The sequence below is a fragment of the Pseudomonas sp. W15Feb9B genome, from assembly GCF_000828175.1.
Taxonomy (GTDB): domain Bacteria; phylum Pseudomonadota; class Gammaproteobacteria; order Pseudomonadales; family Pseudomonadaceae; genus Aquipseudomonas; species Aquipseudomonas parakoreensis.
The window spans coordinates 22,813-43,510 of sequence record NZ_JTKF01000010.1; the positions used below are offsets into that span (position 1 = coordinate 22,813).

At 60.6% G+C, this 20,698-nt stretch carries 23 protein-coding genes and 2 pseudogenes; 9 read left to right on the forward strand and 16 right to left on the reverse strand.

Going from position 1 to position 20,698, the window contains the following annotated elements; genetic code table 11:
• Positions 1 to 88 precede the first annotated feature (88 nt).
• Positions 89 to 520: a multidrug/biocide efflux PACE transporter gene (locus OC71_RS07310; protein WP_041066435.1), complete on the forward strand. Its 432-nt coding sequence runs from the start codon at positions 89 to 91 to the stop codon at positions 518 to 520.
• Between the two features lie 158 nt (positions 521 to 678).
• On the opposite strand, the gene OC71_RS07315 is transcribed toward OC71_RS07310, so the two are convergent.
• Complete coding sequence (locus OC71_RS07315; RefSeq protein WP_041066438.1) at positions 679 to 1,434, reverse strand: SDR family NAD(P)-dependent oxidoreductase; 756 nt, start codon at positions 1,432 to 1,434, stop codon at positions 679 to 681.
• 120 nt (positions 1,435 to 1,554) lie between these two features.
• On the opposite strand from OC71_RS07315, the gene OC71_RS07320 reads away from it, so the two are divergent.
• Positions 1,555 to 2,451 (forward strand): LysR family transcriptional regulator, encoded by an 897-nt coding sequence (locus OC71_RS07320; protein WP_041066441.1) that lies wholly within the window; start codon positions 1,555 to 1,557, stop codon positions 2,449 to 2,451.
• A gap of 111 nt (positions 2,452 to 2,562) precedes the next feature.
• On the opposite strand, the gene OC71_RS07325 is transcribed toward OC71_RS07320, so the two are convergent.
• Both OC71_RS07325 and OC71_RS07330 read right to left on the reverse strand, forming a co-directional pair.
• Positions 2,563 to 4,179 carry an inorganic phosphate transporter gene (locus OC71_RS07325; protein ID WP_041066444.1) on the reverse strand — a complete coding sequence of 539 codons (1,617 nt, stop codon included), beginning with the start codon at positions 4,177 to 4,179 and terminating at the stop codon, positions 2,563 to 2,565.
• A 199-nt stretch (positions 4,180 to 4,378) separates the two neighbouring features.
• Entirely contained in the window at positions 4,379 to 5,401 is a 1,023-nt protein-coding gene (locus tag OC71_RS07330; RefSeq protein WP_041066447.1) for a transporter, read from the reverse strand.
• Positions 5,402 to 6,256: 855 nt separating this feature from the next.
• Here OC71_RS07330 and OC71_RS28675 point away from each other — a divergent pair.
• The 3 genes and pseudogenes from OC71_RS28675 to OC71_RS07340 form a co-directional block, all read left to right on the forward strand.
• Positions 6,257 to 6,367: pseudogene (locus OC71_RS28675) on the forward strand (hypothetical protein); the annotation flags it as partial.
• A 228-nt stretch (positions 6,368 to 6,595) separates the two neighbouring features.
• Positions 6,596 to 7,300 (forward strand): methyl-accepting chemotaxis protein, encoded by a 705-nt coding sequence (locus OC71_RS28680; RefSeq protein WP_371260357.1) that lies wholly within the window; start codon positions 6,596 to 6,598, stop codon positions 7,298 to 7,300.
• Between the two features lie 110 nt (positions 7,301 to 7,410).
• The gene (locus OC71_RS07340; RefSeq protein ID WP_041066454.1) at positions 7,411 to 7,857 is read left to right on the forward strand and encodes a hypothetical protein; all 447 of its coding nucleotides are present in this window, start codon (positions 7,411 to 7,413) and stop codon (positions 7,855 to 7,857) included.
• A 133-nt stretch (positions 7,858 to 7,990) separates the two neighbouring features.
• On the opposite strand, the gene OC71_RS07345 is transcribed toward OC71_RS07340, so the two are convergent.
• The 3 genes from OC71_RS07345 to OC71_RS07355 form a co-directional block, all read right to left on the reverse strand.
• Positions 7,991 to 9,166: a GAF domain-containing sensor histidine kinase gene (locus tag OC71_RS07345; protein WP_041066457.1), complete on the reverse strand. Its 1,176-nt coding sequence runs from the start codon at positions 9,164 to 9,166 to the stop codon at positions 7,991 to 7,993.
• Between the two features lie 161 nt (positions 9,167 to 9,327).
• Complete coding sequence (locus tag OC71_RS07350) at positions 9,328 to 9,633, reverse strand: PepSY domain-containing protein (protein WP_041066459.1); 306 nt, start codon at positions 9,631 to 9,633, stop codon at positions 9,328 to 9,330.
• Between the two features lie 158 nt (positions 9,634 to 9,791).
• Entirely contained in the window at positions 9,792 to 10,916 is a 1,125-nt protein-coding gene (locus OC71_RS07355) for a glycerophosphodiester phosphodiesterase (RefSeq protein ID WP_041066462.1), read from the reverse strand.
• Between the two features lie 222 nt (positions 10,917 to 11,138).
• Between OC71_RS07355 and OC71_RS07360 the strand changes: the two genes are divergently transcribed.
• The gene (locus OC71_RS07360) at positions 11,139 to 11,465 is read left to right on the forward strand and encodes a DUF2025 family protein (protein WP_041066464.1); all 327 of its coding nucleotides are present in this window, start codon (positions 11,139 to 11,141) and stop codon (positions 11,463 to 11,465) included.
• A 137-nt stretch (positions 11,466 to 11,602) separates the two neighbouring features.
• Here OC71_RS07360 and OC71_RS07365 read toward each other — a convergent pair whose 3' ends face one another.
• Positions 11,603 to 11,914, reverse strand: coding sequence for an antibiotic biosynthesis monooxygenase (locus tag OC71_RS07365; protein WP_041066466.1), 312 nt, complete (start codon positions 11,912 to 11,914; stop codon positions 11,603 to 11,605).
• Positions 11,911 to 12,612, reverse strand: a complete 702-nt coding sequence (locus OC71_RS07370; protein WP_041066468.1) for a CTP synthase — start codon at positions 12,610 to 12,612, stop codon at positions 11,911 to 11,913. Before OC71_RS07370 ends, OC71_RS07365 begins: the two co-directional genes overlap by 4 nt.
• 137 nt (positions 12,613 to 12,749) lie before the next feature.
• Here OC71_RS07370 and OC71_RS07375 point away from each other — a divergent pair, with 137 nt between their 5' ends.
• Positions 12,750 to 13,691 (forward strand): LysR family transcriptional regulator, encoded by a 942-nt coding sequence (locus OC71_RS07375; RefSeq protein ID WP_041066609.1) that lies wholly within the window; start codon positions 12,750 to 12,752, stop codon positions 13,689 to 13,691.
• Here OC71_RS07375 and OC71_RS07380 read toward each other — a convergent pair whose 3' ends face one another.
• The 4 genes and pseudogenes from OC71_RS07380 to OC71_RS07390 form a co-directional block, all read right to left on the reverse strand.
• The gene (locus tag OC71_RS07380) at positions 13,692 to 14,225 is read right to left on the reverse strand and encodes a DUF1003 domain-containing protein (protein WP_041066470.1); all 534 of its coding nucleotides are present in this window, start codon (positions 14,223 to 14,225) and stop codon (positions 13,692 to 13,694) included.
• Positions 14,226 to 14,394: 169 nt separating this feature from the next.
• On the reverse strand, positions 14,395 to 14,889 hold the full coding sequence (locus OC71_RS28685) for a methyl-accepting chemotaxis protein (protein WP_371260358.1): 495 nt from the start codon (positions 14,887 to 14,889) through the stop codon (positions 14,395 to 14,397).
• 51 nt (positions 14,890 to 14,940) lie between these two features.
• Positions 14,941 to 15,795: pseudogene (locus OC71_RS28690) on the reverse strand (PAS domain-containing protein); the annotation flags it as partial.
• Positions 15,796 to 15,945: 150 nt separating this feature from the next.
• A complete protein-coding gene (locus tag OC71_RS07390; RefSeq protein WP_041066476.1) occupies positions 15,946 to 16,554 on the reverse strand; it encodes a TetR/AcrR family transcriptional regulator in 609 nt (202 codons plus the stop codon).
• Positions 16,555 to 16,770: 216 nt separating this feature from the next.
• Here OC71_RS07390 and OC71_RS07395 point away from each other — a divergent pair, with 216 nt between their 5' ends.
• Positions 16,771 to 17,826, forward strand: coding sequence for an MBL fold metallo-hydrolase (locus OC71_RS07395; RefSeq protein WP_041066479.1), 1,056 nt, complete (start codon positions 16,771 to 16,773; stop codon positions 17,824 to 17,826).
• Positions 17,827 to 17,837: 11 nt separating this feature from the next.
• Here OC71_RS07395 and OC71_RS07400 read toward each other — a convergent pair whose 3' ends face one another.
• From OC71_RS07400 to OC71_RS07415, 4 genes are all read right to left on the reverse strand, one after another.
• A complete protein-coding gene (locus OC71_RS07400) occupies positions 17,838 to 18,158 on the reverse strand; it encodes a helix-turn-helix domain-containing protein (protein WP_041066483.1) in 321 nt (106 codons plus the stop codon).
• On the reverse strand, positions 18,145 to 18,513 hold the full coding sequence (locus OC71_RS07405) for a type II toxin-antitoxin system RelE/ParE family toxin (RefSeq protein ID WP_041066486.1): 369 nt from the start codon (positions 18,511 to 18,513) through the stop codon (positions 18,145 to 18,147). Before OC71_RS07405 ends, OC71_RS07400 begins: the two co-directional genes overlap by 14 nt.
• 42 nt (positions 18,514 to 18,555) lie before the next feature.
• A complete protein-coding gene (locus OC71_RS07410; RefSeq protein ID WP_041066489.1) occupies positions 18,556 to 18,870 on the reverse strand; it encodes a hypothetical protein in 315 nt (104 codons plus the stop codon).
• A 92-nt stretch (positions 18,871 to 18,962) separates the two neighbouring features.
• The gene (locus tag OC71_RS07415) at positions 18,963 to 19,730 is read right to left on the reverse strand and encodes a helix-turn-helix domain-containing protein (protein WP_041066492.1); all 768 of its coding nucleotides are present in this window, start codon (positions 19,728 to 19,730) and stop codon (positions 18,963 to 18,965) included.
• A 112-nt stretch (positions 19,731 to 19,842) separates the two neighbouring features.
• On the opposite strand from OC71_RS07415, the gene OC71_RS07420 reads away from it, so the two are divergent.
• A complete protein-coding gene (locus tag OC71_RS07420; RefSeq protein WP_041066495.1) occupies positions 19,843 to 20,658 on the forward strand; it encodes a sulfite exporter TauE/SafE family protein in 816 nt (271 codons plus the stop codon).
• The last annotated feature ends 40 nt before the right edge of the window (positions 20,659 to 20,698 follow it).

Here is a 20,698-nt window from a genome sequence, read left to right on the forward strand (position 1 = left end):
AACTATCGCCTTGATCGATGGTTATTGGTTATGAAGTATCGGTGTGGTGGCCGATCATGGCAACCCTCTTCACTCAAGGAGTCAGGCCATGACTGCCAACAAATCCATTACTGAACGTATCTTCCAGGCCATCGGTTTCGAGTGTCTGGCGATCCTGATCTGCACGCCGTTGCTGGCGTGGATCATGGACAAACCACTGCTCGACATGGGCGCCGTGACCGTGCTGATCGCCCTACTGGCGCTGGCGTGGAACGTGGTGTTCAACGGCTTCTTCGACCGCATGCTCAAGCGCCTGAACCTCGGGCACAACGCGTGGACGCGGGTGATCCATGCGCTACTGTTTGAGGGCGGGTTGATCGTGATGGGCGTACCGCTGATTGCCTGGTGGCTGTCGGTCAGCCTGTGGCAGGCGTTCTTGCTGGACATCGGCGTGCTGCTGTTTTTCCTGCCGTACACCTATGTGTATCACTGGGGGTATGACGTGGTGCGCGAGCGGTTATTGATGGCCCGTGCTGCTTAAGTCTGGAACACAAACTGTGGCGAGGGAGCTTGCTCCCGCTCGGCTGCGCAGCAGTCGTAAACCCGATAAACGCGGTCTGTTTGTCAGACCGCATTGGCCGGTTTTGGGGGGCGCTTCGCACCCCAGCGGGAGCAAGCTCCCTCGCCACACTGTTTGGTTTAGAGAAACATCCCGCCGGATGCTTCGACCCGCTGCCCGTTGATCCACTGCGCACCCGGCGCCAGCAGCATCGACAGTGCGCCACCGATGTCATCCGGTTGCCCGGCGCGTCCCAGTGCGGTGTTGCTGGCGACCATCGCGTTCAACGCCGCGTTGTCGCGCACCGCGCCGCCGCCAAAATCCGTCTCGATGGCGCCCGGCGCTAGAATGTTCACGCCGATCTGCCGCGCCCCCAGCTCCTTGGCCTGATAGCGGGTCAGCACTTCCATCGCGCCCTTCATCGCTGCGTAGGCGGCGTAGCCCGGCAGGCTGAAGCGGGTCAGCCCACTGGAAATGTTGATGATACGCCCGCCGTCATTGATCAGCGGCAGCAGTTGCTGAGTCAGGAAGAACGGCCCTTTGAGCTGGATATTCATCAGCAGATCGAACTGTTCCGGGGTGGTCTCGGCGAACAGTGCGTGCACGCCAATCCCGGCGTTGTTGATCAGGAAGTCGAAGCGCGGACGATCAAAGTGCTGCAACGCTTGCTCAACCCTCGAAGCGAAATCGGCAAAGCTGTCGCTGCGGCCCACATCCAGTTGCAGCATCACGGCTTTGGCGCCGCGTTGTTCCAGTTCAGCCACCAGCGCCTGGGCTTCATCGGCGCGGCTGTTGTAGGTGCCAATGATGTCCACGCCTTCGGCGGCGAGGTGCAGGGCGGCGTTCTTGCCCAGGCCACGGCTGGCGCCGGTGATCAATGCGATTTTGCGGCTCATGTGAAAACCTCGATTGCAGTGAGTGGTGATGAGCAAAGTTTATTTATCCGCCGTGGGGTGATAAACAGACTGAAACCGGAATCACTGATCGGCTTGGCCGAACAATCAACGGGTGTCCTCATGAACAAACTGGAACTGCTGCGCACCTTCGTCCGGGTCAGCGAACTGTCGAGTTTTACCCAGGCCGGCGAGAGTCTCGGGCTGCCGCGCTCGACGGTGTCCGAGCATGTGCAGGCCCTGGAAAGCCTGCTTGGCACGCGCCTGTTGCAACGCACCACGCGCAAAGTGCAGGCGACGCAGGACGGTCTGGTGCTGTATGAACGCAGCAAAGATCTGCTGTCGCACATGGACGAGATCGAGGGGCTGTTTCGCCAGGATCCGGCCTCGTTGAGCGGGCGGATTCGCGTCGACATGCCGAACATCCTCGCGCGACGCCTGATCATGCCGCTGCTGCCTGAGTTCATGGCGCGGCACCCGAATCTGGAACTGGAAATCAGCAGCACCGACCGCCGTGTCGATCTGCTCAGCGAGGGTTTCGATTGCGTGGTGCGCATCGGCGCGCAGCCGGATCAGTCGGTGGTGGCGCGGCATCTCGGTGACTTCCCGATGATCAACTGCGCCAGCCCTGCGTACCTTGAACGCTACGGCGTGCCGCAGACCCTGGAAGATCTGGCGCAGCATCGACTGGTGCATTACGTCGGCGTGCTCGGTTCGCGTTCGGAAGGGTTTGTGTATGAACAGGACGGTCAGGTGCGGCGCCTGCCGATGGCTGGCAGTGTCACGGTCAACAGCACTGATGCTTACGAGTCGGCGTGCCTGGGTGGCTTTGGTCTGATCCAGGTGCCGCGCACCGGCATGCAGCCCCATCTGGACACCGGTGAGCTGCTGACTGTGCTACCGCAGTTCACCGCGCCGGCGATGGCGATTTCAATCCTGTATGCACGGCAACGGCATTTGCCGCTGCGGGTGCGGGTGTTCATGGAGTGGTTGGGGGAGGTGATTCGTTCGACGCTCTGACCGACTTCACCTGTAGGAGCTGCGGCACGCTGCGATCTTTTGATTTTGCTTGGAAAAAACAAGATCAAAAGATCGCAGCGTGCCGCAGCTCCTACAGAGGATTTGTGATGATCAGAAGATCTGGGTGAACAGCCAATAGAGGCTGCCCGACAGCAGAATCGCCGCCGGCAAGGTCAGCACCCACGCCATCAGCAGATTGCGGATGGTCTTCATCTGCAAGCCACCGCCATTGGCGACCATGGTCCCGGCCACGCCCGATGACAGCACATGGGTGGTCGAGACCGGTAAACCGAACATGTCCGCCGCGCCAATGGTCAGCATCGCCACGGTTTCCGCCGAGGCGCCCTGGGCGTAGGTCAGGTGGGTCTTGCCGATCTTTTCGCCGACCGTCACCACAATCCGTTTCCAACCGACCATGGTGCCGAGGCCCAAGGCGATGGCCACGGCGATCTTCACCCACAGCGGAATGAAGCGTGTGGCGTTGTCGATCTGCTGCTTGAACAGTTGCAGTTTATCCGTGGTGTCGGCGTCGAAGTTGCCGACCTTGTTCTTCTCCATCAAGCGAATGCTTTCGCTGGCCAGGTACATGTCGTTACGCACGTTGCCCATGGCTTCGGCCGGGACTTTCGACAGCGAACCATAGCCTTTGACCTCTTCGCCAATGTGCCCGGTCAGGGCGGCTAGGGCGGGGATCAGTTGCGGCGTGGCTTGCTTGCTGCGCACGTAATCCGACAGCACCGGACGCGGATCGACCGGGGCTGGCAGCGGGGTGTTTTTCACCAGCGCTTGCTGGGTGACTTCGGCGACAGCGGCAAACTGCAGCGCCTGATCGGCGGGCATGGTGCGGTTCAACGCGTAAGCCATCGGCAAGGTGCCGACCAGAATCAGCATGATCAGGCCCATGCCTTTCTGCCCGTCGTTGGAGCCGTGGGCGAAAGACACACCGGTGCAGGTGGCGATCAACAAACCGCGAATCCACCACGGTGGCGGGTTGTTGCCTTGCGGTGCCTTGTACAGCGCGCGATTCTTGATGAAGGCGCGCATGGCCAGCAGCAACAGCGCCGCGCAGCCGAAGCCCACCAGCGGCGACAGCAGCAGGGCGTAACCGATCTTGGTCGCCTGCGCCCAGTCCACGCCACTGGTGCCATCGCGTCCGTGCATCAAGGCATTGGCCACACCGACGCCGATGATCGAGCCGATCAGCGTATGCGATGACGAGGCCGGCAGGCCCAGCCACCAGGTGCCGAGGTTCCACAGAATTGCCGCGATCAGCAGGGCAAAGATCATCGCGAAACCGGCGGACGAACCGACCTGCAGAATCAGCTCCACCGGCAGCAGGGCGATGATGCCGAACGCCACCGCGCCACTGGACAGCAACACCCCGAGGAAGTTGAAGAAACCCGACCAGACCACCGCCACATTCGGCGGCAACGAGTGGGTGTAGATCACCGTCGCGACCGCGTTGGCGGTGTCGTGGAAACCGTTGACGAACTCGAAGCCCAGCGCAATCAGCAGCGCCACGCCGAGCAACAAAAACGGGGTCCAGGTGGTGACGGTGGTGCCCAGCTCATGCATGTCGTGCATCAGGCTGTAAGCGGTGAACAACATGCCCATGGCCAGAACCGCGAAGAACACCACGTAAGTGAACGGACCGGGTTTCTTATCAAGTGCCGGCCGGCCGCCGTGGGCGGACGCGGGGCGGGCGGCGGTCAGGGAGGGAGTAGCCATGAGCGGACAATCCTGAGCGAGGGAAGGTTTGTTCGTCATGATCGTTGCTAAATATTACAGAGAGACTGCGATAGATCAGTGTTTGGCGGATTAGCTCACCGCTGATCTGATAGCGAAAATCAAAAGATCGCAGCCTGCGGCAGCTCCTACAGGTTTACCGTGCCCTGTAGGAGCTGCCGCAGGCTGCGATCTTTTGATCTTAATAATCCCCACGCTTGCGAAACGCCCAGCGCCCGGCAATCACGGTAAACGTCGCGACCAGCGCCACCAGAATCCAGAACCCCTCGGGATCCGTCGCCAGTGGCACTCCCCCCACGTTCATGCCAAAGAAACCGGCAATGATGTTGATCGGCAACGCCAGCACCGTGACCACGGTCAGGGTGAACAGCGTGCGGTTGCTCTGTTCGTTGAGGTTGGCGGCGATTTCTTCCTGGAGCAGTTTGATCCGCTCGCCGAGGGCGGTGAGGTCGTTGATGATCAGCGCAAATTCCTCGGTGGACTTGCGCAGCTCCTTGACGTCCTCCTTCTGCAGCCACGCCGGCGGCCGGTTGAGCAAGCGCAGCAAGGAGCCCGGCTCCAGCGCCAACAGGCGTTGCAGGCGCACCAGCACCCGACGGTTGGCACCGAGTTCGGCGCGGTTGGTCGACAGGCGCGAGGAGAGTAATTCGTCTTCGACCTGATCGACGCTCATGCTGGTCTTGCGCACGATCTGCGTCAGCACTTCGCCCTGATCGCGCAGCAGGTGCACCAGCAGTTCCGACGGTGAGCGAAAGCATTCGCCGGCCTTCACCGACGAACGCAATTTGTCCACCGAGTGCAGCGGTTGCAGGCGTGCGCTGACGATCAGTTTGCTGCGCACGCAGACCCACAGCGTCGACACGTCTGAGGACACCATGCTGCTGAGGTTGAACACCACGTCGTTGACCACCGCCAGCAACGCCGAGTCCACGTGCTCGATGCGCGTCGAGCGCGAACCTTCGTGCAGCGCCTCGAAGAATTCTTCGGGCAATTGCAGATGACTTTTCATCCAGCGCTCACACGCGGCGTGCGCCAGGTTCAGGTGCAGCCAGAGGAATTCATCACGGTCGCTGTCGTCTTGCAAGCAACGCAGGGCGGTCGCCGAATCGACTTCGCGGCCACGCTCACCGGGACGAAAACGGAAGCCGTAAAGCAAACCGAACAAATCAGGATCGCGATGACTGAGATCAAGGCTGTGGTTCATGGAGGCTCGCTGCGAGGAGGGGACGCCGGTCGCGGAATGGCAGGTTCACTGAGCCGCATCATCGCAACCGGATATGACACTTGTGTGACGACAAAATGACGCCAGATCAATGTCTTACCGGCGGTCGGATTTCCTTCAAGAAGCGCTCTGGTGCGCCGATCACGCTTGGGTTACGTTGCGCGCGCTTGGCCATGAGCCAAGGCTCGCCGACACGGATGTCCGGCAAAATCCCACGCCTTATCGGGCGTGCCTCATCCCTGTCCTGAGTATCTCGCGATGCTGCAAAAATCCCTGAGAGCACAAATTCTCGCCCTGCTGAGCGGCAGCCTGCTGGCGATGCTGTTGATCGCACTGGCCTGCTTTCATTTCCTGTCCAATGGCGTGCAGAACTACAGCCAATTGATCGCCGGCCCCTTGCACACCTCACAATTGATCGATGAGGCCAACCTGCAATTCAAGGTGCAGGTGCAGGAGTGGAAAAACGTCTTGCTGCGCGGCAAGCAACCGGCTGACCTGGCCAAGTACTGGGGCCAGTTCGAAGATCGTCAGCGCGATGTGCAGAACATTCTCGGTGAACTGGCCGGCCAGAAAGGCCTGGAGCCGGCGCTGAAAACCCGCATCGAACGCCTGCGTGAAGAGCACCGCCAACTCGGCAGCGCCTACCAGAAAGGTCGCGATGCCTATGTAGCGGCCGGTGCCGATCCAACGGCTGGCGACAGTGCGGTCAAAGGCGTGGACCGCGCCACCAGCGATCAGATGAGCGAACTGGTCGCCGAGCTGCGCAAGCAGGGCACCGAACAGTCGGCGCAGATCAGCGCCAGTGCCGACAGCACCGTGCTGCTGGGAATTGTGGTGATGCTCGGTTCCGGTCTGCTGATCGGCTTGCTCAGCCTGTGGCTGGTCAACCGCAACCTGATCGAGCCGATCCGCAAGCTGATCGACTACGTCACCCAGTTGAGCCGTGGGCGCCTCGCCGAACGCGTCGCCAACGACCGTCAGGACGAGTTGGGCAACCTTGCCGCCGCGGCCAATACCCTGCGTGATTTCCTCGCTGAAACCTTCACTCACCTGCAACGCAGTGCCAGTGATCTGGACAGCGCCAGCGGCGAGCTGAATGCGATCGCCACGACCATGGCCGGCGGCACCAACGAGCAGTTCAACCGCACCGATCAGGTGGCCACGGCGATGAACGAAATGTCCGCCACCGCCCAGGAAGTCGCCCGGCATGCGGCGGATGCGGCGCGGGCTGCCGACGATGCCGACCAGTCCGCCCAGCAGGGTGAAAAGGTCATGCAGGGCACCATCCACACCATCACTCGGATGCGTGGCGAAATCGCCAACACCGCTGAAGTGATTCGTCGCCTGGAAAGCGACAGCGGAAGAATCGGCAAGGTGCTGGAAGTGATTCGCGGCATTGCCGAACAGACCAACCTGCTGGCGCTCAACGCAGCGATTGAAGCGGCACGGGCCGGTGAAGCCGGGCGTGGTTTTGCGGTGGTCGCCGACGAGGTGCGCAACCTTGCGCAGCGTACCGCCGAGTCGATCATCGAGATCAACCAGATTATTCAGAACGTGCAGACCGGCGCCGTGGACGCGGCGCAAGCGATCGAAAGCGGTCAGGCGCGCAGCGACGAAAGCGTCGAGCAAGTGACTCAGGCCGGTGCGATGCTGGAGCGCATCACCCATGCGGTGGAAGCGATCCGCGACATGAACCGCCAGATCGCCACCGCCGCCGAAGAGCAGACCTCGGTGGCCGAAGACATCTCGCGCAACCTGACCGAGATCACGTCCATCGCCAGCACCAACCTCAACAGCGTGCAGCGCACCGAAAGTGCCAGCCAGAATCTGCATGGCCTGTCCGGGCAACTCAATGAGGTCACCGCGCGCCTGAGCGCCTGACGTCCGCCGACGTGTACCGGTTCGGTTACCGAGTCGGTACACAGTCGATCTCAAATCCGTGCGAGTGCCGCCGATGGCCGGTTATCTATAACCGGCATTGGAGCCAGCCCATGGTCAGCATCACCTCTGTTTCAATCAATCAGACCGTCACCACCGCCACCAGCAAAACCAAAATCAGCGACGCCAGTGACGACACCTCGGCCACTGCAACCAGCAGCGCAAGCGTCAGCGCCGATACCAGCAAAGTGGCGGCCGGCGGGGGCGCGGCTCCGGCAGGCGACAGCAGTTCCGACAGCAGCGGTGAATCGGATTCGGTAAAGGCACTGCGCAAGCAGATCGCCGAGCTGCAAAAGCAATTGCAGGAGCAACAGCAAGCGCTGCAAGCGGCTCAGGCCAAGCAGGAAGACGCTGATGCCAAAGCGGCTGACGTGGCCTCCGCCGAGTCGCAGATCTCCAGCACCTCGGCTTCGTTGCAGACGGCGACGGCGGCGTTGTTGCAGGCGTTGCAGGACTCCGGGTCGAGCAGCTCGGGCTCGCTGGTCAGCACTTCGGCCTGACAACTGCGAAACACTGCAGAACCAATGTGGGAGCGAGCTTGCTCGCGAAAGCGGCGTGCCAGTCGCCTCATGTGTGGCAGACACAACAGCTTCGCGAGCAAGCTCGCTCCCACAGGGATCCAAGGTGTGCTTTTCAGGCAGTGGGCAGGCTGAAGGTGAACAGCGTGCCGCTCTGTGCGGTTGACGCCACATGCAAATGCCCACCGTGGGACTGGGCGATCTGGCTGGCGATATACAGCCCCAGACCGAGCCCGGCCTGTGGCGTGCTGGCGCTTGGGCGCGAGTAAGGCTGGAACAGATGCGGCAAAACCGCCTCGGGAATATGCCCCTGATTCTTCACCGCCAGCATCAACGCGCCGTGATCAACCTGGGCGATGACCTCAATGTCGCCCTCCGGGTCGCCATGGGCCACGGCATTGGCCAGCAGGTTCGACAGCAATTGAGCGATCCTCGCGCGGTCACAGGGCAAGCCCTGCAAGTCGCCGATGGACGCGTGGATGTTGCGCTGCGGATGCACGTTACGAATTTCCGTCACCACTTGCTGCACGGCTTCGGTCAAATCGGCGCAGGGCTGGATATTCGCCGGAATGCCCTTGCCCAAGCGTCCGCGAGCAAAGTCGAGTACGTCATCCACCAGCCGGGTTGCCCGTTGCGCACTGCCGAGGATATTGCGTACCCGAACTTCGATGGCCGGATCCGGATGCTTGCGCAGGAGCATTTCGGCGCCAGCGCTGATCGCGAACAACGGGTTACGCAAGTCGTGGCCGAGTACGGCAATGAACTGTTCGCGCAACTCGGCGGTTTCGCGCTCCTGCAACAACGCGGTTTCGGTGAGCTGCGCGTTTTCCTCGGCTTCGATCTGCAACGCAAGCATCCGCGCGAACGACTCCATGGTGCTCTGGATGCTGCTGGACTTGAGCTGTGCCGGGTTCGGATCGAGGGCGCAGATTGTGCCGAAAAAGCGCCCGTCGGTGCGGAACACCGGCACCGAGATATAGCTCTCGAATTTGTACAGGCGCGGGGTGTGATGATCGCGGTAGAGCGGGTCTTCGCTGGCCTTGTCGATCACCACCGAGGTGTGCGCGGCACGGATTTCGTGGCACAGCGTAGTGACCACATCCAGTTCGCCACCGACCTGCAGGCCAAAATCCAGCTGGTCGAGGACGGCGCAGGCTGTCCATGACTCCTCGGTAACCCGCGCCACGGCGGCGAAGCGCAGGCCGGTCAGTTCGCGAATCACCTGAAGAATCGCCGGAACCGCGCTGATCCGTTTGATCGTTGCGATGTCTGCTGCCGCTGTCTGCCCCATGCCCATCGTTCTCGGCTGCAATCGTTTATCTGATGGTCGCCATACTAGCCGTCTGATGGCGGTTTTGGCATCCCTTCAGGCGGCATCCGCGTGATTCGCCGGGCAACGGACGCAAAAAAGCCGCAGGATCCGGGATCGTGCGGCTTTGCGTTGGCGGTGTATCAGGTGTCTTGCTTGTTGCTCAGCACCTTGCCGGTGGTGGCATCGAAGTCGACGTCATACTCTTTGCCATCGGCGGTTTTCAGCTCGACTTCGTACTCGTAACCGTTGAAGTGGTTATCCAGGTCGGTGTCGGTGATGGTCGCACCCGGATGCAGTTTCAGCGCTTCGGCATTCATCGATTCCAGCGACTTGATCTTGCCGGATTTGACCAACTCAGGGATCTGGTCGACGCGCACATCGGCCTGGGCCAGGCCAGCAGTCAGGGTCAGGGCAGCGGCGGTAAACAGGGCAGTCAAAGTTTTCATCGGGTCATTCCTTGGGTTGTTCGTTGAAGTGGGCTCAGGTTAACCACCACAACTTAATTCACCCTTAAAACCCCGAATACAAAACGGGCAAGCCATGCCCAACACAAAACCTGTGGGAGCGTGGCTTGCCCGCGATAAGGGCACCTCGGTTTTGCAGATCAGAACCCGTTGTTCTTCAATACCTGATCAACACTGGCACTGGCCGGACGCTTGTAGAACTTCAACAGTTCGCTGGCGCGGTTGGTGAAGATGCCATCAACCCCGGCCGCCATGACTTTCTCGAAGTCCACCGGCTCATCGACGGTGTACACGTGCACCAGCATGCCCTGATCGTGGGTGTACTGGTTCATCCACGGTTGCACCAGATCCGAGTAGCTCTGATCGCCACCCTGGGTCAGTTTGGCCGAAGGACCGGTGCCGATGGCGCCGTGAGCCTTGGCGAAATCCACCCATTGCTTGAATTCAGCTTCGGACTTCGGCTCCTGCTTGCCGTAGAACACGTTCTTGTCCTTCTCGCCGGATTCGGCAAAGGTCACCTTGGATTTTGGCTCGATGCTGCCTTCACCGACCCACAGCAGCAGGATTTTCGGTACTTGCGGCATTTCCTTTTGCAGCAGTTCGAGGCTGTTCTTCTCGAAAGTCTGCAGGATCACTTTGCCTTTGCCCTGGCCGACGCCCAGTTCGCTCTTGGCCAGTTTCGAACCGGCCGGGCTCAGCCAGCCGCGATCCTGCAGTTTCTCTTTGAGGTCATGCTCGATTCCCGGAAACAGTTGCGGTTCCTTGGTTTCGATGTACAGGCCCGGCTTGTGTTTCGGGTTGGCCTGGGCGATGTCGATGATTTCATCGAGGGTGAGGATTTTCAGCCCGACATAGGTCGGACGTGCGCGATCCGGGTAAGCCTTGTTGTACCAGCTGCCGGCGTCGAGGGTTTTCAGTTCGGCCATGGTGAAGGCGGTGGCCGGGCTGTCTTTGCGCTCCGGGAATTTGGTGGCGACGTCGGTGGTACGTTGCAGGTTGTTGTCGTGCAGGGCGAACAACACGCCGTCCTTGCTGCGCTGCAAGTCCATTTCCAGGTAGTCGGCGCCGAGGTCGCGGGCCAGTTTGTAGGAGGCGGCGGTGGACTCCGGCGCATCGAAGGACGCGCCACGGTGTGCGATCACGGCTGGATGCGGGATGCCATGGGCGGCGGCCAGCGCGTTGACGTCAGTCGCGGCGGCGTGGGCCTGGCCGAGACCGAGCATCAGGCTCAGCATGAGGGCGCTTTTGGTGAAAGTGGCGGGCATGTTCGAGTTCCTTTCGCAGGGCATTTTCAAAGACGTACCTTTTAACAACTGAATCGGTTGCGTGCTATCGCCAGACCGACATAAACGTATTAAAAGCGATTTTTCCTGCACTTTTGTGGCGCGGTTTGCAGTACGCTTGGCCTCGGCAGACGCTCCGGCAGAGGGCGCGCCGAGTCTGTTGCCCTGCGTGTAAACCATCGATGATTTTTCGTGAGGTTTACCATGCGCATCACTTCCCAACTCATCTGTCAGGCCGCCGATGACCTCAAGGGTTTTGTCGGCCTCAACCGCAAGACCGGTCAGTACATCGTGCGTTTCAGCGAGGATTCGTTCGGCATGGACGTGGCCGATGACGGCATTATTCCCACCAGCGAATTTGTCTGGGCGCCGGTTTCGGATACCACCATGACCTTGAAGCGCGAGCTGATTCAGTTGCTGCTGGATCAGAACATCGACGAGCGGATCAACATCAGCGAGCCGTTGCGGGTGTACATGAGCAAGGTTGAGGTGCCGGAGATTGTGGCGGTGCGCAGTCTGGTGCAGGGCTGAGGTTTTTGTATTGACGCTACTGGCCGCATCGCGGGCAAGCCACGCTCCCACAGGTTATTCGTTGTTCTGAAGATCACGCAGTACCTGTGGGAGCTGGCTTGCCAGCGATGAGGCCAGTGAGAACACCACCCAACTCCCTACCCAAACCGATACTCGCGCTCCACCCGACACACCCGCGTCTGAAACGTCGAATACCACTGCGCCCGCCCGCGCGCCTGAATCACCCGGTGCTCGGGATGCTCGCGCCAGGCCAGAATCGCCGCCTCGCTCTCCCAGTAGGAAATGGTGATGCCGACGCCATCTTCCCCACGAATCGAATCAATCCCGAGAAACCCCGGTTGCTGGCTGACCAGCTCCATCATGCGCTCGGAGGCCGCGGCATAACCGTTGTCACCTTCGGTGCGGGTCGAGGTGAAAATCACCGCGAAGCAGGATTCGTTCGGCTTCATGGACGTTGCTCCGCACACGCTTCGACAAACGCCCGCACCAGCGGCGGGACATGGCCCCTGAGCGCCGCACGTTCCGGTTGAAACAACGTGGCGACAAAAAACACATGGTCAGTCAATTCGATCGCGCGCAAGTCGCCCGCCGAATCGTGCCCCACGGCACGTAGCGGAGGGGTCAGTAATTCCTTTTCGAACTGTGGGTTCACACCGAATCGGCAGCGATAACCTTCATGAATTTCAGACGTTTCGTACGCCTTGGCGATCAACGAACCGGCGACCAGATGAATGCTGTCTACCGCCTCCACCAACGAACAGGTCAGCGGTGTCAGTACCGCTCGCGGCGAATCCGGTGACGTTTCGCCATGCTCGGCATCGTCCCAGCCCAGCACATTGCGGGAAAATTCCAGCAGCGCATGCTGAAAACCGCCGCAGGTACCAAGGAACGGGCGCTGTTGTTCGCGGGCAAAACGAATCGCCCTGAGTGCACCGGCCTCACTGTTGTAGGGGCTGGCCGGGACGCACCAGAAGCCGTCGTAGTGTGCCAATGGTGTATCGACGTGGATTTGATCCGTGGCCAGCCAGTCGAATTGCACATTGTGGCCGGACTGCTCGGCGATCATGCCGAGGGCAACGGGGATCGCCTGGTGGGCGGTGACTTGCGGTTCGTAATCGCCGATCAGGGCGATGGAAATGGCGTCCATGGGATTTCCTTGATTTGAGTGAGTAAACCTCTGTGGTGAGGGGATTTATCCCCGACGGGGCGTGAAGCGGCCCTCAAACAAGGCCTGCTGCGCAGTCCATCGGGGATGAATCCCCTCACCACAGTGAATGTGTGCAGTTGTCGATCACCGGGGCTCACTATAGATTGGCGTTCACGCACTCAATATTGGCGTTTTCCCAAGTGATCAATGCAGCGACGCACTATCGACTCGACTATCCGGATCTGGCGCTGATCCTTGCGTTGGTGCGCGGCGGCTCTCTGGCCCGGGCGTCGCAGTTGCTCAGGGTCGACGTGTCGACGGTGTTTCGCGCAGTGCGTCGTCTGGAGTCGGCGCTGGGCCAGCAGTTGTTCGAAAAGAGCCGCGCCGGTTATTTGCCCACCACCCTCGCGCAGACGCTGGCCGAGCAGGCCGAGCGCGCCGAGCAGGCGCTGGAAGCGGCGCGAATCGGTGTCGAGCAGGGCGGGGAAGTGGTCAGCGGTACGGTGCGCCTGACCTGTACCGATTCGGTGCTGCAAGGCCTGCTGTTGCCGGCACTGGCGCAGTTCATGCCGAACTACCCGGCGTTGACTCTCGAGCTGAGCACCTCCAACGATTTCGCCAACCTCAGCCGGCGTGATGCCGACATCGCCCTGCGCCTGACGCGTACACCGCCGGAGCATCTGGTCGGACGGCAACTGGCGAAGGTTTCCTACCGGGTCTGCGCCAGTGCGCGTTATCTGCAGAATGTGGATGCGACGGATCTGGCGGCGCTGACCTGGATCGCCCCGGACGAGTTTCTGCCGGATCACCCGACCGTCGCCTGGCGCCGCCAACAGTTGCCCGGCGTGATCCCGAGTTATCGCTGCAACAGCATGCTCTCGGTGACGGAACTCGTGCGCGGCGGTCTCGGCGTGGCGGCGTTGCCGGACTTTCTGATCACGGAAGGTTTGCAGCCCCTCAGCGCACCGCTGCACGGCTATGACACCGCGCTGTGGCTGCTGACCCGCGCGGACTGCCGCGCGTTGCGCGCGGTGGTCACGCTGTTCGATGAATTGGGGCGGGCGCTGCGTTTGCCATGATCAGCGTTGCGGATCCTGGCAGATGTGCGCATGCAGTTCGCGGGTCAGGCCTTCGATGCGTTCAGTCAGGCTCTTGGTCATCTCGGTGAGTCGGGTGTTCTGTTCCAGCAATTCGAGCAGTTGCGCGGTGGTCTGTGCGGCCTGCGCCTGGCGCTCGCTGTTGGCCACCGCCAGCGCTTCACGGTGTTGCGCGTCGGCGTCCGACTGCGCCTTGTCCCGCGCGGCCTGTCGGGTCTGTGCCAGCAGAATCAACGGCGCGGCGTAGGCGGCTTGCAGGCTGAACGCGAGGTTGAGCAGGATGAACGGGTAGACGTCGAACTGCGTCACGCCCGAGACGTTGAGGCCGATCCACACTGCGACGATCAGCGTTTGCGCGCCGAGAAACAGCGGCGTGCCGAAGAACCGCGCGAAGGCCTCGGCACGCAGGGCGAACGCGTCGTTGCCGAAGGTGGTGTTGAGGTGGGCGTGGGGGCGGTGGAAGCGCAGGTGATCGACCGGGGCGGGCGCGGGGACATCGGGTTTTTCTGTGGTCATGGTGGGCTCGGCAGGACTTGGGACTGGAGGTCACTATAGCCCTGCATCGAGGCTGATGGCCCTTTCGCGAGCAGGCTCGCTCCCACAGGTTCCGGCTTGATCACAAGTCAAGTGATCGACTCGACCCCTGTGGGAGCGAGCCTGCTCGCGAAAGCCGCGACGCGGTCTCTCAGCCCGGCGCCCGCTCATTGGCAAACATGCTCACCGCCTGCACCGCTTCACTGGCGCCATCGCGGATCTGCAAAATCACACTGCCGGCCTGATCCGCCAGTTCAACGCCTTGTGCCGCCCGCCCGCGGGTGCCTTCCATGCTCTTGATCGCCTGCCGTGTCTCGCTCTGGATCAGGCCGATCATGTTGGAAATCTCCGCCGTCGAGCCGCTGGTGCGCGCCGCCAGTTGTCGCACTTCGTCCGCCACCACGGCAAAACCGCGGCCCTGATCCCCGGCGCGCGCCGCTTCAATCGCCGCGTTGAGCGCCAGCAGATTGGTCTGGTCGGCAATCGCGCGGATCGTATTGACGATCGCGGTGATCTGCTCCGAGCGTTCGCCAAGTTGCGCGATCAGCGTTGATGACTGCGCGATGTCGTCAGCAATCTCGCGCATTTCACTGGCCGCCTGCTGGATCACCTGAGTGCCTTGCTCGGCGACTTTCCGGGTTTCCACGGAGATGTGGTAAGCGGCGCTGGCGCTACGGGCATCGTGCTCGTGCTGCTCGACGCGGGCGGTGACGTCCGTGGCGAATTTCACCACTTTGCACAACCGCCCGGCGGCGTCGTACACCGGGTTGTAGTTGGCCTCCAGCCAAATACTCTGGCCGCGCTTGTCGACGCGTTCGAACTGGCCCTGGAACAGTTCACCCTGATTCAAGCGTCGCCAGAAGTCCTCGTAGGCACTGCTGTTGACCAGCTCAGCGCGGCAGAACAAACGGTGATGTTTACCCTTGAGTTCAGCGAGGGTGTAACCCATGCGTGTCAGAAAATTCTGATTGGCCGTGAGAATGCCGCCGTCGAGGTCGAATTCAATCACTGCCATCGCCCGGTCGATTGCCTGCAGTTTGGCGTTGGCCTCGCTTTCCTGCTGCACCTTGGTCGTCACGTTCATAGCGAACTTGACCACTTTGACCACACGTCCCGACGCATCCTTGATCGGGTTGTAATTGGCTTCCAGCCAGATCGGCTGGCCTTGGCTGTTGATCCGCTCGAAGGTGCCGGACTGGAACTGGCCGTTTTTCAGGCGCGACCACAGTTCGGTGTATTGCGCGCTGCGGCCAAACTCCGGAGTGCAGAACAAGCGATGCGGCTGGCCGATCACCTGTTCGGCGCGGTAACCCATGGTTTTGAGGAAGTTGTCATTGGCCTTTAACACCACACCGTCAAGGTCGAACTCGATCACCGCCATGGAGCGATTGATCGCTTCAAGCAGGCCGTTTTGTTCGGTGAGGGTGTGTTGAAGATCGTTGAGTTCGGCTTGGTGGCGTTTGAAAAACATAGGGGGCAGTACCTGGAAGTAGGGAAAGACGAGGTTTGTGTCCCTGTTTCCGCGCTGGCAGAGCAAATGCCGGGTCAGCATTTGTCATTGACTGCAAAGTGCCAGCATCCAGGCTGACGGCTCGATCTTATACAAACCGAATTAAGCTGTACAAGAAATTGCGCGTCGGTACGTTTCCGGTTTTTTCAAAGTTCGAGTCGGTGACTCCGGGCGGGTGCCGAAGAGGCCGGTTCAGAGCTGATAACGTGCCAGAAACATCTCCAATGCCGACTCGGCCACGGCTTTTTGCGTGTCTGCATCCAGCGGCGGCAAACCCATGGAAATCTGCGGCCAGAAACCGAATGACTTCAACAGTCCCTGCACCTGTTGCGCGGCGAAATCGGCATCCACGGTTTTCAACCGACCATCGGCCAGCGCAGCGCGAATCCACACTGTCAGGCCTTCTTCGCGCTCGCCCATGCGCGCCACCATGTCTTGCGCGCGCTCCGGTGAATGAATGGTGGCAGCGATCGCCACCCGCGCCAGTCCGAGAAAATTGTCATCCGCCATCATCTGCAGTTTGGCCAGCAACATGGGCAGCAGTTGCTCGCGCAGCGGCTGATCGGCGCGGTAGCTCACCATCTGCTCTTCAGTAATTCGTGCCCAGAGTTGGTTGAGAATTTCGGCGAACAGCTCTTCCTTGCTGGGGAAATGGTTGTACACCGTGCGCTTCGACACCCCAGCGGTAGCCGCGATCTTGTCCATGCTGGTGATCTCGAACCCGTTGGCCCGGAATTCGGCAATCGCCGCCTGAATGATGGCTTCGCGTTTGCGGTCGGTAAGGCGCTGTGCAGCTGTCATAAGTACGCTTCGGCAGAGAAAGAGGGGAATTACACTTGGCAGTTTACTTGTCACCACGTTTCATGCAACCTAGAAACTACACCGCCCAGTGTAATGTTGCGTTAATCCGCGCAACCTAAAAACCAGACAGTTCGGCTGATGCGTGCGTGCCTTGGCCATTTATCGTCCCACCGTGAAAAACCGTGAAATGCGCGGTTTTTCTGGAGTCTCTCAGTCATGGCCAATTCAGATATTTCTGCGGATCAAATTTCCACGCCTGAAGCCTCTCGCCAGGATCAAGGGCTATTCCGTAACCATGCGCCGGTGCAACGTGAAGGTGGGCGCAAAATGCTGCGGATCATGTGGAACATGATTTTCAACAAGCCGCGCAATACCCGTCCCGCCGCTGCGATCCCGGTGCAGTCGCTGACAACTGAAGACCTGCTGGCCGCGCCTGACCACAGCGTCTATCGCCTCGGCCACTCGACGCTGCTGCTGAAAATGCGCGGCAAATTCTGGATCACCGACCCGGTCTTCGCCGAGCGCGCTTCGCCCGTGCAGTGGGCCGGCCCGAAACGCTTTCACCAGCCGCCGATCAGTATCGACCAGTTGCCGCCGATCGAAGCGGTGATCCTCTCGCACAACCACTACGACCACCTCGATTACCAGGCAGTGCTGAAACTGGCGGCCAAAACCAACTACTTCCTGACCCCGCTGGGCGTCGGCGATACTTTGGTCAAATGGGGCATCGATGCCAGCAAAGTCCGCCAGTACGACTGGTGGCAGGGCACCGAAATCGCCGGCATCCGCTTTGTCGCCACGCCCTCGCAGCACTTCTCCGGCCGCGGCCTGTTCGACAGCAACAGCACGCTGTGGGCCTCGTGGGTGATGATCAATGGCGACACCCGCATCTTCTTCAGCGGAGACAGCGGCTACTTCGACGGCTTCAAACGCATCGGCGAACAGTACGGCCCATTCGACCTGACCCTGATGGAAACCGGCGCCTACAACGTCGAATGGCCGCACGTGCACATGCAACCCGAAGAAACCCTGCAGGCGCACATCGATCTCAAGGGCCGCTGGCTATTCCCGATCCACAACGGCACCTTCGACCTGGCCATGCACGCCTGGCACGAACCGTTTGATCGGATCCTGTCACTGGCCTGGGAGCGCAGTGTGGCGATCACCACGCCGCAAATGGGCGAGGCGTTCAACCTGATGCAGCCGCAGCGCGGGAGTGCGTGGTGGTTGGCGGTTGAAGGGGAGAGTGAAGGGGTGATGCAGAACGCCTGATGAGTTTCAGGTTAAGCAAATACCACTTCAATTCGGCCCTCTTTCCGTGACCGGGGGGCCGATTTCACTACGATCTGAACGTCTCGTCCAAGATGCGAGAGGCACTCCATCATCTTGGCTTCACTGATGCCGCGAAATTTCCCCCGCAGCATGTCGGATAGCTTGGGCTGAGATAATCCAAGAATTTCAGATGCCTGAATTTGAGTGAGATGGCGTGCCTTGATGATCTCGCCGATCTTCGCCGCGAGCTGCGACTTAACCTGCATTTCACTGGCATTGGGTAATTCGAGGTCTCGGTAGACGTTCCCGCTACCTTCTTCAATTTCTATCATTTTCTGATCCTTTCGCGTGATCCTGAGCGGCTCGAAGTCGGTTTCGGATCAGATCAATGTCGGACTGGGCGGTTTTGATTCCGGTATTCGACTTCTTCTGAAAGCAGTGCAATACATAAATGGCACTGCCGAAACGAACCGTATAAATGGCCCGGTAGGTGTTGGTGTCGAAGTCTTCGATCAGTTCCAGCACTCCCGCGCCTCCGAACCCTTTCAGGGGTTTTGCATCCGGATGCTTCAAGCCACTCTGGGCCAAATCCAATGCGTAACCAAATACATCCTGTACGTCTGTGGGCATCTGCTTGAGATCTTTCTTACTACTGCAGACCCACAAGAGCGGCTTCCTTGCACTCATGCGAAAATATACCTATTTAGGGATAAATATCAACTTGCCTGTTCATTCAGCCATCGCATAATCCCCACGCCCCGCTGCATCCGATGGTGCACCCATACTCGCACTGCGCCCCGGCGCAAACCCCGGAAAAAACACCAACCCCTGCGCTTCAAACCGGTAAGCCAACGCCAGCCGCGCCGCGTCCGCAACGTCCTGCTGCGCTTCAAACCGCTGAATGTCGTCCACCGCAACCTCCGCCTCGCGCGACAGTCGTTCCACGCTCCAGCCCAGCATCGCTCGGGCCTGGACGCAGTGCGTCGGGGTGAACTGGAAAAGGGCAATGCGTTCGAGGATGTGGTTCATCGCAAGAGAGGCCATGGTGTGCTCCGGGCTCAAGAGTGCTGATTGAAATGTACTGTGTTTTTGTACAGTTGTTTTCGGCCGGGATCAAACGCATTTTTTGATTTGCCCTAGTTCGCCGCCTCCAACCAGACGGACGGTGCCTGGCCGAGGATGCGCCGGAACATCGTCGAGAACGCCGCCGGGCTCTCATAACCGAAATCCAGGGCGATCCGCGTCACCGCTTCACCGGCCGCCAGCCGCGCCAGCGCCAGCACCACGCAGGCCTGTTGCCGCCATTGGCTGAAGCTCAACCCGGTCTGCTGCCGAAACAGTCTGTTGAAGGTGCGCAAGCTTATGTGCAACTGCCCGGCCCAGTGTTGCGGTGACTGATGGGCGTTCGGCTGATGCAGAAAGTTCTGACACAAAGCCAGGAGCTTTCCGTCAGTCGGCAGCGGAATGTGCAAGGGCAGGGGCGCACTGCGCGCCAGTTCATGCAGCAGCAAGTCGATCAGTACGCCATCGCGTCCTTCGAGGTCATAGGCCAGCGGCACTTCCACCGCCTCCATCAACAAGTGCCGCATCAACGGCGAAACGCTGATCACCTGGCAGCGCTGCCCCAAATCCACCGCCCCTGGCTCGATGTACAGACTGCGCGTGCTCACGCCCAGCATCAGCACCTCATGTGCCACTTCCGGCGGAATCCACACTGCCCGTTGTGGCGGCACCACCCAATTGCCGTCATGAGTACGAACCTGCATCACCCCGGTCGCGCCGTACAACAATTGCGCCCGTCGATGCGTATGAAACGGCAACAGATGGCCGTGGGAATAATCCGTTCCGATCGCCACCACCGGGCGCAGTGTGTGATCCAGCAGATTGATCGAAACATTGCGCATCGAGCGTTTCCCGGTAGTTGGCGTAAACGCAAACATTATTGGCTGAGTTGCTGAAGCAGGCCAAGTCGCGTCGCTTTATCGTCGACCGCTCGCCACCACCGGAAGACGCGCCATGTTCTACCTCCTGCTGACTCTCTTCGGCTGCCTGACCGGCATCACCGCCGTGCTCTTCGGTTTCGGCGGCGGCTTCGTCGTCGTGCCGCTGCTCTACCGCATGCTCTCCGCCAGCCACGGTGCCGACGACCCCATCGGCCAATCGGCGATGCACATCGCCGTCGCCACCTCGACCTGCGTGATGATCGTCAACGCCCTGATCGCCACCGACAAACACCGCCGCGCCGGCAACCTGATCCGTCATTACCTGTGGCCGCTCGGCGGCTTCATCGCCCTGGGCGCGATCATCGGCGCGATCGCTGCGGTGTGGGTCAGCGGCGAGGTCATCCGCTACGCCTTCATCGCCTACCTCGGCGTGACCATCATCGACTGCCTGCTGAGACGCGGCTTCCTCACCCGCAGCGAAGGCGTCATCCCACGCCGATTGGATCGCAAGGAAATATCCGCCGGCGGTGTAGGCATCGGCGCCATCGCCACGTTTCTCGGCGTAGGAGGAAGCGTTATGACTGTGCCGCTCCTGCGCCGCTGCGGACTGAGAATGTCCGAGGCCACGTCCATGGCGAACCCGTTGAGCGTGCCGGTGGCGGTGGCCGGGACGCTGACCTACATGGCACTGGCCGGTTTCAGCGAGACGGATCTGGGCGCTTGGTTTGTCGGGTATGTAGATTTGCTGGCGTTTGCGGTGCTGACGCTGGGGTCGTTGGTCGGGATTCGAATGGCCACGCCGTGGATCGGGCGGATACCGGATCGGGTGCATGCTTGGGTGTATATCGGTCTGTTAATCGTCGTGATGCTGGGCATGCTGCTCAAGTAGAGCCTCGATTCCTGCGCGCATCCTCTGCATACTCCGCAGC